Genomic DNA, 12,878 nt, shown 5'->3' with positions numbered 1-12,878 from the left:
ATCAGAGAGCCATATGGCTCAATTCACTGCTGGTTTGTCTCCCGAAAGCCGAAGCTCTCGATTGACGATTCCAATTACGCTCGATGTTCAGTTTTCAAGGAACAAGGTCTTCCGTTTCTGGCCGCCGCCGTTTCAGCAGCGACTTTCATAATATAACATAAAGCGTTAGGCAATTGCAACAGCCAATTTCTTCTTTTGAGCCATTTTTCTTTGCTGCAACGCTCGATTGTCCCGCCACAACCGCTCGGGCGTTAGATAATTTATCATATCCCAGGCGTGGCAGTCAAGCCTTTTTGTCCAATTTTATCGAACTTTATCCGTTTCGGTTCGAACGCAGCCCGAGCGCATATCGGGAAAGCTCGCGAGGCGGGGCAATGCGCGCGTACATCCGAAAGATGATTTTGTAACGGCGAGTAATGGCATCCTTCACCGGACCGTCGAGACGGCGATCGCTCATGTCCAGAAGCATTTCGTCCATTTCTTTGCGAAGCAAATAATCGAACTCCTTGCATTCCTTATCCGTAAACATCATCCCCAGCATAGGCATGGCTAGGCCCCCTGTTCAATGGCAGCATTACGGCCCGTCGCACTTCGCGTTCGGAACGTTTTACTGTTATGCTCCATTTCTGCCACGTTTATGACGGATCGAACCGTCTCATGCCGGGTTCTTTTTGAATGTCCTCAAGAAGCTCCCATAATCCAATAAGTTACGGTGCTTTCAAGTAAAGCGGCTGCCAGCAGAACGACAACCAAAAGAAGCGCGGCCGGCACGCTTCCCTTGAGCGCCAAGGTAAATCCGCCCCAAGGCTCGGTGCGTCCGATCAAAGAGCCGAAGATGCCTTTTATGAGTTGAAAGCCGAGACGAATCCCGTAACCGCATGCGAAAAACAACGCAGGCAATTCCAAAATTCCGTGCGGCAAAATCCCCTTGACGATAAGAAGCGCGACGTTCTCCCCCTGATCCGCAAAGCCTTTGAACAAATATCCCATCATCATTCCGTTCGTAATCAGCGTGACGATGGGCATGATTCCGCCCATGATCCCCATGAACATGGCCATCAGCGAGGCGTAGATGTTGTTAAATGCAATAGATGAAAACATTGTCTGCTGCGGATGGTCGGAGTCGGCCGCGCTCTGCGCGAGATCCTTCAAGCTTCCGATCATGCTGTCCAGCCAAGCGACCCGGCTGTCCGACGCCCCGCCCACGACAATGCTCGCAAAAAACAAAATCGTCGCGAAAATCACGTAAGGACGAACTTCTCTCCAATTCTGAGCCATGCCTTTTTTGGTAAACAATCCGTTCCCCCCGTTTGCTTTTTTCGCGAGAATAACTTGTACTAGGCCAAGCATACATTGATAGGGACAAAGCCTGGCTGCCCCATGTACGGATCGAAACAACCCCCACTATGGAAAGGAGCGGAATTCCACCATGAACCACTTCTTCGTCTACAATGCCAAAAACATCAAGCGATTCTTCTACTTAACGTTGGCCGCCATTTTCTCCGCCGGCGTCATTTGGGCCGAGAAAGATAACATCAGCGTTTTCTCGCCCCATCCGCCCGCCGCGATCTACAGCGTGCCGACAGACCGCAAAGTGATTGCCCTCACCTTCGACATCAGTTGGGGGGACAAGCGGGCAGTACCGATTCTGGATATTCTGAAAAGCAAGGGCGTCAACAATGTCACGTTCTTTCTATCGTCGCCTTGGAGCAAAACGCATCCCGATATTGTCAAAAGAATCGTTGACGATGGCTATGAAATCGGCAGTCACGGCCATAAACACGACAATTACAGCCAGTTCGGCGACGAGGAAATCCGCAAGCAGATTACGACCGCAGGCGGCATTCTGTCGGAGATGACCGGTCAAACCCCGAACCTGATCCGGATGCCGAACGGGGACTTCGACAAGCGGGTGCTTCGAATCGCGGAAGACTTGAATTACAAAGTCATTCAATGGGATACCGATTCGCTCGACTGGAAGAATCCGGGCGTTCAAACCATCGTGGACAGAGTCGTGAACAAGGCGCATCCCGGCGATATCATTCTCCTGCATGCCAGCGACTCCTGCAAGCAAACGCACGAAGCCCTGCCGACCATCATCGATCAGCTTCGGGCCAAAGGATACGAATTCGTCACGGTCTCCCAACTGCTTAGCCAGACGGACGCCAACGGCAAATCGGTCGAGGACAAGTCCGCATGGAATCAGATGGTATCGGCCTGATTAATTGGCTCCCGCCGCGACGGGAGCCGGTTTGCTTTTGGGCTTGCCCAGAATATGATGTAGACGCATGATCTGGAAGCTGTTGCAGACAAACAGCGGAACGAGAGTGAACAACAGCGACGTCCACTTCTCGGTCCGGAAGCCCGGAACGGCTTCGATCGTCGTTACGGCGATCATAAAGAACAAGGTCGGGAGCCACGCTCCGGCGGTCGTCTCCTTTACCTTCCACCAAGCCACGACGATCGATGCGACCGCGAGCAGAAGCGGAGCAGCCCAGAAAAGAGCGTCCGGAAAAGCGCTGCCGTATGTCCAGTAAGCGATTTCGACCAAGACGAACGCAGCGATGAACCCCTGAAGCGCCACCCATAAATAAGGCCTTTTGATGATACTCCGCGCAATATAGTTCAACATCATGTATGCGAAAAAGCCCATGTGCGCGAAAGCTCCCAGGCTTAGGCCGGCCAAGGCCATCATGACAATATTGAAAAGCCAATCCTCCGTCTTTACCACTCGGAACGAGGAATCGCACAGAAGCATGACGACACCCGTCACCAGAGAGCATAAACCTCCGATCAGAATCGTGGTGCCGAACAAAGTCATCCATTTGCGCAAATTCAAGTTCAATTCCTCCTCTGTCATTCCCCCTCCATTTTACCACGTTCAAGCCAAAAAGCCATGAATGTCCCCCTTATATTCGCCTTGCCGAAGTCGCATACTACCGTCAGAAGCTCCATGAAGGGAGAAGGTCGGTATGCCTCGACATATCAGCAAGCGGCTGTCATCTCTATGCGCACTGCTCGGACTCACGGTATTGTTGACGTCCTGCGGAGCGGAACAGAGCGGCGGCGGCGGCGAACAGATGAGCTACAAAGACGTTAAATCCATGGTAATCGATATTCTGGGGTCAACCGAAGCCCAGGAAGCGCTGGAAAAGGCCTCGACCGCGAAATACGGAACGAGCAGCCTTCATACCCAGTCGTTGACGCCTTCCGATCAGGAGCAGGTACGGACGGCCGTCAAGGATGTCTTGACCTCTCCCGATTATGACAAGGTCCTGGAGAATATAATGACGGACCCCAAGTTCGCCGGGGAATTCGCCAAAGCGGTCAGCAAAAACAACAAGCAATTGCATAAGGATCTGCTCAAGGATCCCTCTTATCAAAAAGATCTGACGACCGTATTCAAAAGCAAAGACATGCAGGGCGTCATCTTCGACGCGATGAAAACGACCGAATACCGGACGCAGATGATGAGCGCGGTGCAAGAAGCGGTCCAGAATCCGATCTTTAAGCTGGAAATCATGAAAATGCTGCAGAGTGTCGTGAAAGAAGAACTGAACCCGAACAAGAAGAAGCCTTCTTCCGAAGGCGGCGGCGGATCAGGCGGAGGAGACGGCGGCGGCGGTCAAGGTCAAAGCCAGGGCTCCGAAGGAAACAACAGTTAAAAAACGAAAAACCGGCGCAAGCCGGTTTTTCGTTTATTTGCCGCACAACTCGATGATTCGCGCTGCCAGGCGGGCATATTCTTGTCCGACCGGGGAATCGGCTTTATAAACCGAAGGAGAAAAATCCGGTTCGGACGGATGGTTGTCCGGAGCTCCCAGCGGAAATTGCGCCAACAGTTCGGTATGCAGCGTCTCGGCCAGCTGGCCGCCGCCGCCTCTGCCGAACACGTATTCGCGCTTGCCGCTGCCTTCGCTCTCGAACCATGACATGTTCTCGACGACGCCGAGCAGCTCATGGTTCGTCTTGATGGCCATGGCGCCCGCTCTTGCCGCTACGAAAGCAGCCGTGGCATGAGGCGTCGTAACGATGATCTCTTTGCTCTGGGGAATGATCTGATGCACGTCCAAAGCAACATCTCCCGTACCCGGCGGCAGATCGAGCAGGACGTAATCAAGCTCTCCCCAATCGACTTCGGCGAAGAAATTGCGCAGCATCTTGCCCAGCATCGGACCTCGCCAGACGACGGGGCTGTTGTCTTCGACGAAGAAGCCCATCGAGATCACTTTGACGCCGAAACGCTCGATCGGCATAATCTTGTTGTTTACCTGTTGAGGCTGCTCCTCGATGCCCATCATGTCCGGTACGCTGAAGCCGTAGATGTCGCAATCCATAAGTCCGACTCGTTTGCCGGACCGGGCCAAGGCGACGGCAAGATTGACGGTAACCGTGGATTTGCCGACGCCGCCTTTGCCGCTGGCTACGGCAATGAATTGTACATCGCTGTCCGCCCGAAGCAAAGAACTGCTTGTCTCCAATCCGGCACCATGTCCTCTTACCGGAGCCGCTCCTTGCGCTCCCGCGGCATTCGGCGGAGAAGCGTTCGTTCCCGTATTGCCCAGCTTCGAGAGCGTCTCCGCCTTCTCGTGTTCGGTCATTTCTCGAATCCGGATATGCGGTACGCCCTCGTGCAGCGGCTTCAACGCTTCGGCCAGGGTCCTTTCGAGCTCTTCCGCTCCCGCTAAGCTCTCCGGATGTACGACGGCCGTAAGCGAAATGCCCGACTCCCGTACGACGATATCCCGAACCAACCCCAGTTCGGCAAGCGGCTGCTTCAACGTCGGTTCCGCGACCGACTTCAATAATTCCAATACTTTCTCTCTCGTTACCATCCGCGCAAGCCCTCGTTTCTGCTCGACATTTCCCATTTATTATAGCACATTCGGGCGGTCACGGCTTCGTTTGGGTTTGCTGGCCCTCGCCGGACAGGTAACGCAGAATTCCCCGGTACAGGGATGCCGCTACTTTTTTCTGATACGTCTCGTTCGCAAGCAGACGCGCCTCGGCCAGATGGGACAGGAAGCCGATCTCCACCAACGCGGAGGGCATCGGGAGCGTCTTAAGCAAATAAACCGTGTTGTTGGGAAGGGCGGTGCGGTTCGTGTTCCCAAGCGTTTCCTTGATCTCTTTCTGCAGAACCTGGGCCAATCGGGAACTGTCGGGCACGGTTTTGGAATAGAACGTTTGCGCGCCGGACCAAGCAGGGGAAGGCACGCTGTTCAGGTGGATGCTTACCGCCAGATCGGCTTTGCGGTTGCGAATCGTATCGACCCTCTCGAGCAGATCCGCCGTCTTCCGTTTGGAGTAACCTTTCACGTCCGCTTCGGCGAGATCGTAATCCCCTTCCCTAGTCAGTACGACTAGCGCGCCGGCTTGCTGCAGGTAGTCGCGCAAATAGAGGACGATGGACATGTTGATGTCTTTCTCGATGATCCCGTCGCGGCTTACGGCCCCTCCATCCGCTCCTCCATGCCCGGCATCGAGCGCGATGACTTTGCCCGTCAGCGGCGTTGTCCAGTAGCTCCAGGTGTGCACGGACGGGATCTCGCTGTACAGAATGACGCCCACCAGAAGAAGGAGTCCGGCGACCGTCCCGAGACGAAGCCAGCCCTTGCCGCCGATCCAGACGATCAGGCGGGGCTTGCCCGTTCTTGCGCCATTTGGCTTTTCCGATCTAAACAAAAAGACCACCTCGTCCCAACGAAGTACAATACATCTTATGGGACGAGGCGGTCTTTTATTCGGTGGACCCTTGGAAATGATTTGATTAGTTGTTCGAAGCCGCGGCGGTTTCCGCCATGCCCTCGATCAGAATCTTCGCCACTTCCGGACGCGAGAATTCCGGAGGCGGGCAGACGCCGTCGCGCAGCAGCGCGCGCACATTGGTGCCGGACAAGGCTACGTGATGTTCCTTGTCGTGCGGACACGTCTTGCTGGAAGCCATGCTTCCGCACTTCTTGCAGAAGAAGCTATGCTCGAAGAAAAGCGGAGTAATGCCCAGGTCCTCCGGCGGGAAGGAACGGAGCAGATCTTGCGCTTCGTAGGTGCCGTAATAATCGCCGACGCCCGCATGGTCACGGCCGACGATAAAGTGCGTGCAGCCGTAATTTTTGCGAACCATGGCATGGAAGATCGCTTCGCGAGGTCCCGCATAGCGCATGGCCGCCGGGAAAACGCCGAAGAACACGCGATCTTTCGGATAATAATTTTCCAGCAGGGCCAGATAGCTCTTCATCCGGACGTTCGCCGGAACGTCGTCGGATTTGGTCTCGCCGACAAGCGGGTTGAGGAACAGGGCGTCGACGATCTCCATCGCGCACTTCTGGATATACTCGTGCGCCCGGTGAACCGGATTGCGGGTCTGGAAGCCGACGACGGAACGCCAGCCTCTCTCCGCGAAGATCTTCCGGGTCTCAGAAGGATCGAAATAGTATTCGTTGAACTTCTCCGGCTTGGGCCGATTCAACACCTTCACGGGACCGCCGACATAAACGTTCGGGCGCTCATACAGCTTCGCAACGCCGGGGTGCGCCGTCTCGTCGGTTTTGAACACTTTGCGCGCTTCGTGCTGCTGATCGACTTTGTAGATGCTCTCCACATCGATAATGCCGTATACGACGCCGTCCTTCTCGCCGACCAAAGCAGCCTGCTCTCCGACCAGCAGAGTCGCCGCCTGCTCTTCCGTTACGGCTAACGTGATGGGAATGCTCCAGACAAGGCCGTTCGCCAAACGAATATTCTCGACGACCGAGCGATAATCGTCTTCGTTCAGGAAGCCGGTCAGAGGGCTGAACGCGCCGACGCCGATCAGGTCGAGGTCGGATACCGTCCGATTGCTTACCGGAATTTTAACCAATCCGGATGCACTCGCCAGCAACTCCTCTCGCTCCGCGCCTTCAGCCAATCGATTGATCAAGGTACCGCCGTGGGGTTGAATCAAACTCATGCTCGTCTTTCCCTTCTGTCCGTATTATTTGTGCAAGCCGCATTCCGTCTTGTCGGAACCTGCCCAACGTCCCGAACGGGGATCTTCCCCAGGCATAACCTGCTTCGTGCAGTATTCGCAGCCGATGCTCGGGTAGTTCTGATCGTGCAGAGGGTTATAAATGACGTTGTTCTCGCGAATGTAGTTCCATACGTCTTCGCTGGTCCAGCTCGCAAGAGGATTAAACTTGACGAGACCGAACTTCGTATCGTATTCGATCTTCTTGGCATTGGCGCGGGTCGGAGCCTGGTCGCGGCGGATGCCGGTAATCCAAGCTTCGTATTGACCGAGAATGCGCGTAAGCGGCTCGACTTTGCGAATGTTGCAGCATGCGTTCGGATCGCGCGACCACAGAGCTTCGCCATGCTCGGCCGCCTGCTCCTCGGGCGTCAGCTTCGGCTTCACTTGCACGAAGGTCATTCCGTACCGCTCCATCATGCGATCGCGCGTCTCGTAGGTTTCCTTAAAGTGAAAATCGGTATCCAGGTAAAAGACGTCCGTGGACGGGCTGATCTTCTGAAGCATATCGACAAGAACGACATCCTCGGCGCCGAAGCTGCACGCGAACGTAATGTTCGGAAACGTCTCGACCGCGAAACGAATAACGTCTTCCGGAGACGCATTCTCAAGTTCCTCCGCCTTCACGCGGATCAGGTCTTCCTTCTCCAGTAAATTCATCCGTTAAACCCCCTGTTGACAAGTAGGTATCCTATGATTTCAAATTATACGTTATCTGATCGGATTATTCAATGAATTCCCGAACAGTTTCATTGGCAATCTCTAACCGGACCGCCGATGGGCTACTATATAGAAAATGCCTTCCCGGCCGTCTGGTGACAGCGAGAAGGCGATTTTCCCAAACAAAATTAACGCTTGGAGAATTGGGGCGCGCGGCGAGCCGCTTTGAGCCCGTATTTCTTCCGTTCCTTCATCCGCGGGTCGCGGGTCAGGAATCCGGCTTTCTTCAATGTGGAACGCAGTTCCGGATCTGCTTTGAGCAGAGCGCGGGAGATGCCGTGGCGGATCGCGCCGGCTTGACCGGACATGCCGCCGCCGTTGGCCAGCACGATGATGTCATACTTGCCGGCGGTCTCGGTCAGAACGAGCGGCTGCTTCACGATCAGCTTGAGCGTATCCAAGCCGAAATACTCGTCGATGCTGCGCTTGTTGATCGTAATTTGGCCTTCACCCGGTACGAGACGGACGCGGGCAACCGAATGTTTCCGACGGCCTGTTCCAATATAATTCGCTTGAGCCATTGGTAGGTCCTCCCTTTCGATTAACCGCGAAGTTCGTAAACTTCAGGTTGTTGAGCTTGGTGCGGGTGCTCCGCGCCAGCGTATACTTTCAGTTTCGTTTGCAGCTGATGTCCGAGCTTGTTCTTCGGAAGCATGCCATATACGGCCAGTTCGATGATACGAGCCGGCTTCTTGGCAATCATCTCCGCAGCCGTCGTCGTCTTCAAGCCGCCCGGATAGTGCGAGTGCGTATAGTACTTCTTCTGTTGCAGCTTCTTGCCGGTCAGCACGATCTTCTCCGCATTGATCACGATGACGAAATCGCCCGTGTCGACGTGAGGAGTGAATTCCGGTTTATGTTTGCCGCGAATCAGGGAAGCGGCTTCGGTCGCCAGACGGCCGAGCGTCTTGCCGGCAGCGTCGATGACGTACCACTTGCGCTGCACTTCATTCGGCTTCGCGATGTAAGTTGAACGCATGTTAGTTCCTCCTTCAGTATACGCCTGTATTCCGTTCTATGTCGTCGACATAGAGTTCATAGTCAAGGTTGGAAAATGAAGTGTCGGACGGATGGATCCTGCGCCATCTTCGGGATAGGCAGGCAGTCGGACACGGTAAATAAAGCGGCATGTCTTCACCGGGGCCGTGGGATAGCCATGAAGAACACACAAAAATTATTGTACAGCATATTCACCCATACCGCAAGTTAAAAGTTCAACGAACCGCGCCCGGCTCGCCAATCGATTCCCCATTCGGCCCCATACTCGACTCTCATCAGCGTGAGCGCATAGGGAACGGCGGTCGGTCCGGCTTTCGCCCGATTCTGCGCGGCCAGAATGGCGGCAATATCGTCCGGTGTCCGTTTCCCTTCTCCGACTTGAAGCAGCGTGCCGACGATGATCCGAACCATGTTGTATAGAAAACCGTTGCCGGTAATCGTCAGCGTCGCCCTCCCTCTCCCTTCCTCCACCGAACCGTCTCCGCCGGGCTCCACGGCCAGCGTCGCCTCATAGATCGTACGGACGTGATGCGGCTTCGTGGACAGCGGGGACGTGAACGACGAGAAGTCGTGCTCGCCAAGTAGGTGCTGAAGTCCCTCGCGCATCGCATCGAAGCGCAGCGGAGCAGGATGATGAAAGACATACTTCCGTTCGAACACGTCGGGAAATCGGCAACTGGTGATGACATAGCGGTACGTCTTGCGGATGGCGGAAATACGGGAGTGAAAATCGAGGGGAACTTCCGCCGCGGCCCGGACCACGATATCGTCCGGAAGCCGCGCGTTGAGCGCAAGCGCCCACCGCTCGATCGGAATGCGGGATTCGGTGCGGAAGTGAGCGACTTGCCCCCGTGCGTGAACGCCGGCGTCCGTTCGTCCCGAACCGTGAATGGCAACTTGCTCACCCGTCAAGGTTCGGATCGCGAGTTCGAGCTTGTCTTGAACCGTGTTGCCCCCCGGCTGGCTCTGGAAGCCGTAGTAGTCCGAACCGTCATAGCTGACGAGCAGGCAGATCTTGCGCATCGGTCTATTCCTCCGCTTCCATCGTGCACAAAAAAAGGATGATCCGAAGCTTGCGTTCGGTCCATCCTTTCTTGTTCCGGTCTTACGCGCGATCTACGAGTTCGAGGTAAACCATCGGGGCGGAGTCGCCGCGACGGGGGCCGAGCTTCAAGATGCGGGTATATCCGCCCGGGCGTTCCGAGTAGCGCGGCGCCAGATCGGAGAACAACTTCTGGATGGCGTCTTGATCGCCGTTCAGAGTCTCCCGGCGAACGAAAGCCGCTACTTGCCGACGAGCGTGAAGATCGCCGCGCTTGGCGAGCGTGATCAGCTTCTCGGCGATGGAACGCACTTCCTTGGCTTTCGCCTCGGTCGTTTGGATGCGTTCGTACAGGAACAGGTCGGTCACCAGGTCGCGGAAGAGTGCCTTCCGGGAACTGGAGTCGCGACTCAGTTTTTGGTAAGCCATCGTTTTCCCTCCTTGCTGCTTATTCCAATGCGGGTTATTCCTCGACGCGCAGTCCGAGGCCGAGCTCTTCGAGCTTCTCCTGCACTTCCTCCAAAGACTTGCGGCCCAGGTTGCGAACCTTCATCATGTCTTCTTCGGACTTGGTGATTAGCTCTTGCACCGTATTGATCCCGGCGCGCTTGAGGCAGTTGTAGGAACGGACGGAAAGATCGAGCTCTTCGATCGTCATCTCGAGCACTTTCTCCTTCTTGTCCTCTTCCTTCTCTTTCATCGTCTCGGTGTCTTTGGCTTCGTCCGTCAATCCGACGAATAACGACAAGTGATCCGTCAGGATCTTGGCGCCCAAACTGACCGCTTCTTCCGGTCGAATACTTCCGTCCGTCCACACTTCGAGCGTGAGCTTGTCATAGTTGGTCACTTGGCCGACACGGGTATTTTCGACTTTATAGTTAACGCGGGTAATAGGCGTGTAGATCGAATCGACCGGAATGACCCCGATCGGCTGATCTTCCTTCTTGTTGCGATCCGCCGGAACGTACCCGCGACCCTGCCTCGCGAAGATGCGCATGTGAAGACGCGCGCCGGAAGCAAGAGTCGCGATATGCAGATCCGGGTTGAGAATCTCTACGTCGCTGTCCGCTCTAATGTCGCCGGCCGTCACGACGCCTTCGCCTTCCGCGTCAATCTCGAGCACTTTCTCCTCGTCGGAATGAATCTTCAGCGAAAGGCGCTTCAGATTGAGGATAATTTCCGTTACATCCTCAATGACGCCCGGAACGGTGGAGAACTCGTGAAGAACTCCGTCAATCTGCACCGAAATGACGGCGGCGCCCGGCAAGGACGACAGCAGAATGCGGCGGAGGGAATTACCCAGCGTCATGCCGTAGCCGCGCTCCAGCGGCTCGACGACAAAACGCCCGTACCTCTTGTCTTCCTGGATCTCCACGGACTCGATTTTCGGCTTCTCGATCACAATCACAACCATACCCCTCCTTCAAAACGTCGCTGCGTTACTGACGTTGCCGATTGTTTACCCGGTCATCTCGAACGCCGGGAACCGACTCGGGCAAACCTTGTAGTATGCCTAACCGTTACAACCATTATTCACAAGTTGTCCTCGTTTGATACCACAGGGCTCGTTTTATACGCGACGGCGTTTGGGAGGACGGCAGCCGTTGTGAGGGATCGGCGTGACGTCTTTGATCATGCTGACTTCAAGGCCAGCGGCTTGCAGGGAACGGATCGCGGCTTCGCGGCCGGCGCCCGGACCTTTAACCATGACTTCGACGGCGCGCATGCCATGCTCCATAGCTGCGCGAGCAGCGGATTCCGCGGCCATCTGGGCTGCGAACGGCGTGCTCTTGCGCGAGCCTTTGAAGCCCAGGTTGCCGGAGCTTGCCCAGGAGATCGCGTTGCCGTGCGGGTCGGTGATCGTTACGATCGTATTGTTGAACGTCGAGCGGATGTGCGCGACGCCGGATTCGATATTCTTGCGGTCGCGGCGCTTCGTGCGGACGACTTTCTTTCCTTTGGGTGCCATCTAGGTTATCCCCCCTTACTTCTTCTTGTTCGCAACCGTACGGCGCGGACCTTTGCGCGTGCGGGCGTTCGTTTTGGTACGTTGGCCGCGAACCGGCAAACCGCGACGATGGCGGACGCCGCGGTAGCAGCCGATCTCGATCAGACGCTTGATGTTCAGAGCGATCTCGCGGCGCAGGTCGCCTTCAACCTTCAGCGTCTTGTCGATCGCTTCGCGAATACGAGCGAGCTCGTCTTCGGTCAGATCGCGGACGCGGGTGTTGGGGTTGATTTCGGCGGTTGCGAGCAGCTTCTGGGAAGTCGTCTTGCCGATACCGAAGATGTACGTCAGGGCGATTTCCACGCGCTTGTCGCGGGGAAGGTCAACACCAGCAATACGTGCCATGCTTGAACAGCACCTCCTCTTAGCCTTGTTTTTGTTTATGCTTCGGATTTTCGCAGATAACCATCACGTTGCCTTTGCGGCGAATGACTTTGCATTTCTCGCAAATCGGTTTGACCGACGGTCTCACCTTCATGATAATAACCTCCTTCGATGTGCGATCGCTAGTGTGCGCTTAAGGCGCCTCGTTCGATCGGCACGTGTGGTGCGGCAGATATCGGACGAGCTTATTTGCGGTAGGTAATCCGACCTCGCGTCAAATCGTAAGGCGACAGTTGGATGACCACCTTGTCTCCGGTCAGAATGCGGATGAAGTGCATCCGCAGCTTGCCGGATACGTGTGCCAGAATCTGATGTCCGTTCTCGAGTTCCACACGGAACATCGCGTTCGGCAGCGGTTCGATGACCGTTCCTTCCACCTCAATGACGTCCTCTTTGGCCACGGTCAATCTCCTTTCTCTTCAGCATGAGCTTCAAGCCGTCGCCGGGCGTCCGCGATGGCAAACTTAAGCTTGCCGTTCGTGACTCTCCCGGTATCGCGAAGGCTGTCCGCCACCTCGCCGCTCCTTAGTCCGGTCGGTTCGAGATGCAGCACGTTTTTGCGTTTGGGCCGATCGAACCGGCGATTGTCGCCGTCGGCCACGAGCGCGGCCCGCTCGCCTTCAAGGGCGATGACGACGACCAGTTGGCCCTCGTCCTTGCCGCGCCGGCTTCTCACGATGTCGCCAGGCGACAGTCCCGCATGTTCCGTCATTGCGATT

General features: G+C 55.8%; 19 protein-coding genes. 2 read left to right on the top strand and 17 right to left on the bottom strand.

The features are described from left to right. Positions 1-313: 313 nt before the first annotated feature. Positions 314-541 (bottom strand): hypothetical protein, encoded by a 228-nt coding sequence (locus tag H7C18_RS29165; RefSeq protein ID WP_185132648.1) that lies wholly within the window; start codon positions 539-541, stop codon positions 314-316. A 140-nt stretch (positions 542-681) separates the two neighbouring features. After that, entirely contained in the window at positions 682-1,296 is a 615-nt protein-coding gene (locus H7C18_RS29160; protein ID WP_185132640.1) for a stage II sporulation protein M, read from the bottom strand. A gap of 133 nt (positions 1,297-1,429) precedes the next feature. Between H7C18_RS29160 and pdaB the strand changes: the two genes are divergently transcribed. Continuing rightward, positions 1,430-2,221 (top strand): polysaccharide deacetylase family sporulation protein PdaB, encoded by a 792-nt coding sequence (gene pdaB, locus H7C18_RS29155; protein ID WP_185132639.1) that lies wholly within the window; start codon positions 1,430-1,432, stop codon positions 2,219-2,221. Here the strand turns inward: pdaB and H7C18_RS29150 are convergent, their stop codons facing one another. Continuing rightward, positions 2,222-2,839 (bottom strand): KinB-signaling pathway activation protein, encoded by a 618-nt coding sequence (locus tag H7C18_RS29150; RefSeq protein WP_185132638.1) that lies wholly within the window; start codon positions 2,837-2,839, stop codon positions 2,222-2,224. A gap of 133 nt (positions 2,840-2,972) precedes the next feature. Between H7C18_RS29150 and gerD the strand changes: the two genes are divergently transcribed. Next, positions 2,973-3,665 carry a spore germination lipoprotein GerD gene (gene gerD, locus H7C18_RS29145; protein ID WP_185132637.1) on the top strand — a complete coding sequence of 231 codons (693 nt, stop codon included), beginning with the start codon at positions 2,973-2,975 and terminating at the stop codon, positions 3,663-3,665. Positions 3,666-3,698: 33 nt separating this feature from the next. Here gerD and H7C18_RS29140 read toward each other — a convergent pair whose 3' ends face one another. The 14 genes from H7C18_RS29140 to H7C18_RS29075 all read right to left on the bottom strand — a co-directional run bounded on the left by H7C18_RS29140 (position 3,699) and on the right by H7C18_RS29075 (position 12,871). Continuing rightward, entirely contained in the window at positions 3,699-4,835 is a 1,137-nt protein-coding gene (locus H7C18_RS29140; protein WP_185132636.1) for an Mrp/NBP35 family ATP-binding protein, read from the bottom strand. Positions 4,836-4,893: 58 nt separating this feature from the next. Continuing rightward, positions 4,894-5,685: an N-acetylmuramoyl-L-alanine amidase CwlD gene (gene cwlD, locus H7C18_RS29135; protein ID WP_420481890.1), complete on the bottom strand. Its 792-nt coding sequence runs from the start codon at positions 5,683-5,685 to the stop codon at positions 4,894-4,896. 85 nt (positions 5,686-5,770) lie between these two features. After that, positions 5,771-6,949, bottom strand: a complete 1,179-nt coding sequence (gene sat / locus H7C18_RS29130) for a sulfate adenylyltransferase (RefSeq protein ID WP_185132635.1) — start codon at positions 6,947-6,949, stop codon at positions 5,771-5,773. Positions 6,950-6,973: 24 nt separating this feature from the next. Next, on the bottom strand, positions 6,974-7,666 hold the full coding sequence (locus tag H7C18_RS29125) for a phosphoadenylyl-sulfate reductase (protein ID WP_185132634.1): 693 nt from the start codon (positions 7,664-7,666) through the stop codon (positions 6,974-6,976). A gap of 188 nt (positions 7,667-7,854) precedes the next feature. After that, entirely contained in the window at positions 7,855-8,247 is a 393-nt protein-coding gene (gene rpsI, locus H7C18_RS29120; protein ID WP_185132633.1) for a 30S ribosomal protein S9, read from the bottom strand. A 20-nt stretch (positions 8,248-8,267) separates the two neighbouring features. Next, entirely contained in the window at positions 8,268-8,705 is a 438-nt protein-coding gene (gene rplM, locus H7C18_RS29115; RefSeq protein WP_185132632.1) for a 50S ribosomal protein L13, read from the bottom strand. Between the two features lie 227 nt (positions 8,706-8,932). Beyond that, a complete protein-coding gene (gene truA / locus H7C18_RS29110; RefSeq protein WP_185132631.1) occupies positions 8,933-9,748 on the bottom strand; it encodes a tRNA pseudouridine(38-40) synthase TruA in 816 nt (271 codons plus the stop codon). Positions 9,749-9,830: 82 nt separating this feature from the next. Next, positions 9,831-10,196: a 50S ribosomal protein L17 gene (gene rplQ, locus H7C18_RS29105; protein ID WP_185132630.1), complete on the bottom strand. Its 366-nt coding sequence runs from the start codon at positions 10,194-10,196 to the stop codon at positions 9,831-9,833. Between the two features lie 34 nt (positions 10,197-10,230). Next, the gene (locus H7C18_RS29100; RefSeq protein ID WP_185132629.1) at positions 10,231-11,175 is read right to left on the bottom strand and encodes a DNA-directed RNA polymerase subunit alpha; all 945 of its coding nucleotides are present in this window, start codon (positions 11,173-11,175) and stop codon (positions 10,231-10,233) included. Between the two features lie 162 nt (positions 11,176-11,337). Then, the gene (gene rpsK / locus H7C18_RS29095) at positions 11,338-11,736 is read right to left on the bottom strand and encodes a 30S ribosomal protein S11 (RefSeq protein ID WP_185132628.1); all 399 of its coding nucleotides are present in this window, start codon (positions 11,734-11,736) and stop codon (positions 11,338-11,340) included. Positions 11,737-11,751: 15 nt separating this feature from the next. Beyond that, on the bottom strand, positions 11,752-12,120 hold the full coding sequence (gene rpsM, locus H7C18_RS29090; RefSeq protein ID WP_185132627.1) for a 30S ribosomal protein S13: 369 nt from the start codon (positions 12,118-12,120) through the stop codon (positions 11,752-11,754). A 19-nt stretch (positions 12,121-12,139) separates the two neighbouring features. Next, entirely contained in the window at positions 12,140-12,253 is a 114-nt protein-coding gene (gene rpmJ, locus H7C18_RS29085; protein ID WP_003333770.1) for a 50S ribosomal protein L36, read from the bottom strand. 91 nt (positions 12,254-12,344) lie between these two features. Beyond that, a complete protein-coding gene (gene infA, locus H7C18_RS29080; RefSeq protein ID WP_015253312.1) occupies positions 12,345-12,560 on the bottom strand; it encodes a translation initiation factor IF-1 in 216 nt (71 codons plus the stop codon). Between the two features lie 2 nt (positions 12,561-12,562). Further along, complete coding sequence (locus H7C18_RS29075) at positions 12,563-12,871, bottom strand: KOW domain-containing RNA-binding protein (protein WP_185132626.1); 309 nt, start codon at positions 12,869-12,871, stop codon at positions 12,563-12,565. Positions 12,872-12,878 lie beyond the last annotated feature (7 nt).

The sequence above is a fragment of the Cohnella zeiphila genome (assembly GCF_014212055.1).
GTDB classification, from domain to species: domain Bacteria; phylum Bacillota; class Bacilli; order Paenibacillales; family Paenibacillaceae; genus Cohnella; species Cohnella zeiphila.
This window is presented reverse-complemented; position numbering and strand designations above follow the sequence as displayed.

What these genes read in the sequence shown, in the direction of transcription:
- H7C18_RS29165 (WP_185132648.1), bottom strand. Translation starts at nt 541, where the DNA reads ATGCTGGGGATGATGTTTACGGATAAGGAATGCAAGGAGTTCGATTAT.
- pdaB (WP_185132639.1), top strand. Translation starts at nt 1,430, where the DNA reads ATGAACCACTTCTTCGTCTACAATGCCAAAAACATCAAGCGATTCTTC.
- gerD (WP_185132637.1), top strand. Translation starts at nt 2,973, where the DNA reads ATGCCTCGACATATCAGCAAGCGGCTGTCATCTCTATGCGCACTGCTC.
- H7C18_RS29140 (WP_185132636.1), bottom strand. Translation starts at nt 4,835, where the DNA reads ATGGTAACGAGAGAGAAAGTATTGGAATTATTGAAGTCGGTCGCGGAA.
- sat (WP_185132635.1), bottom strand. Translation starts at nt 6,949, where the DNA reads ATGAGTTTGATTCAACCCCACGGCGGTACCTTGATCAATCGATTGGCT.
- H7C18_RS29125 (WP_185132634.1), bottom strand. Translation starts at nt 7,666, where the DNA reads ATGAATTTACTGGAGAAGGAAGACCTGATCCGCGTGAAGGCGGAGGAA.
- rpsI (WP_185132633.1), bottom strand. Translation starts at nt 8,247, where the DNA reads ATGGCTCAAGCGAATTATATTGGAACAGGCCGTCGGAAACATTCGGTT.
- rplM (WP_185132632.1), bottom strand. Translation starts at nt 8,705, where the DNA reads ATGCGTTCAACTTACATCGCGAAGCCGAATGAAGTGCAGCGCAAGTGG.
- truA (WP_185132631.1), bottom strand. Translation starts at nt 9,748, where the DNA reads ATGCGCAAGATCTGCCTGCTCGTCAGCTATGACGGTTCGGACTACTAC.
- rplQ (WP_185132630.1), bottom strand. Translation starts at nt 10,196, where the DNA reads ATGGCTTACCAAAAACTGAGTCGCGACTCCAGTTCCCGGAAGGCACTC.
- rpsK (WP_185132628.1), bottom strand. Translation starts at nt 11,736, where the DNA reads ATGGCACCCAAAGGAAAGAAAGTCGTCCGCACGAAGCGCCGCGACCGC.
- rpsM (WP_185132627.1), bottom strand. Translation starts at nt 12,120, where the DNA reads ATGGCACGTATTGCTGGTGTTGACCTTCCCCGCGACAAGCGCGTGGAA.
- rpmJ (WP_003333770.1), bottom strand. Translation starts at nt 12,253, where the DNA reads ATGAAGGTGAGACCGTCGGTCAAACCGATTTGCGAGAAATGCAAAGTC.
- H7C18_RS29075 (WP_185132626.1), bottom strand. Translation starts at nt 12,871, where the DNA reads ATGACGGAACATGCGGGACTGTCGCCTGGCGACATCGTGAGAAGCCGG.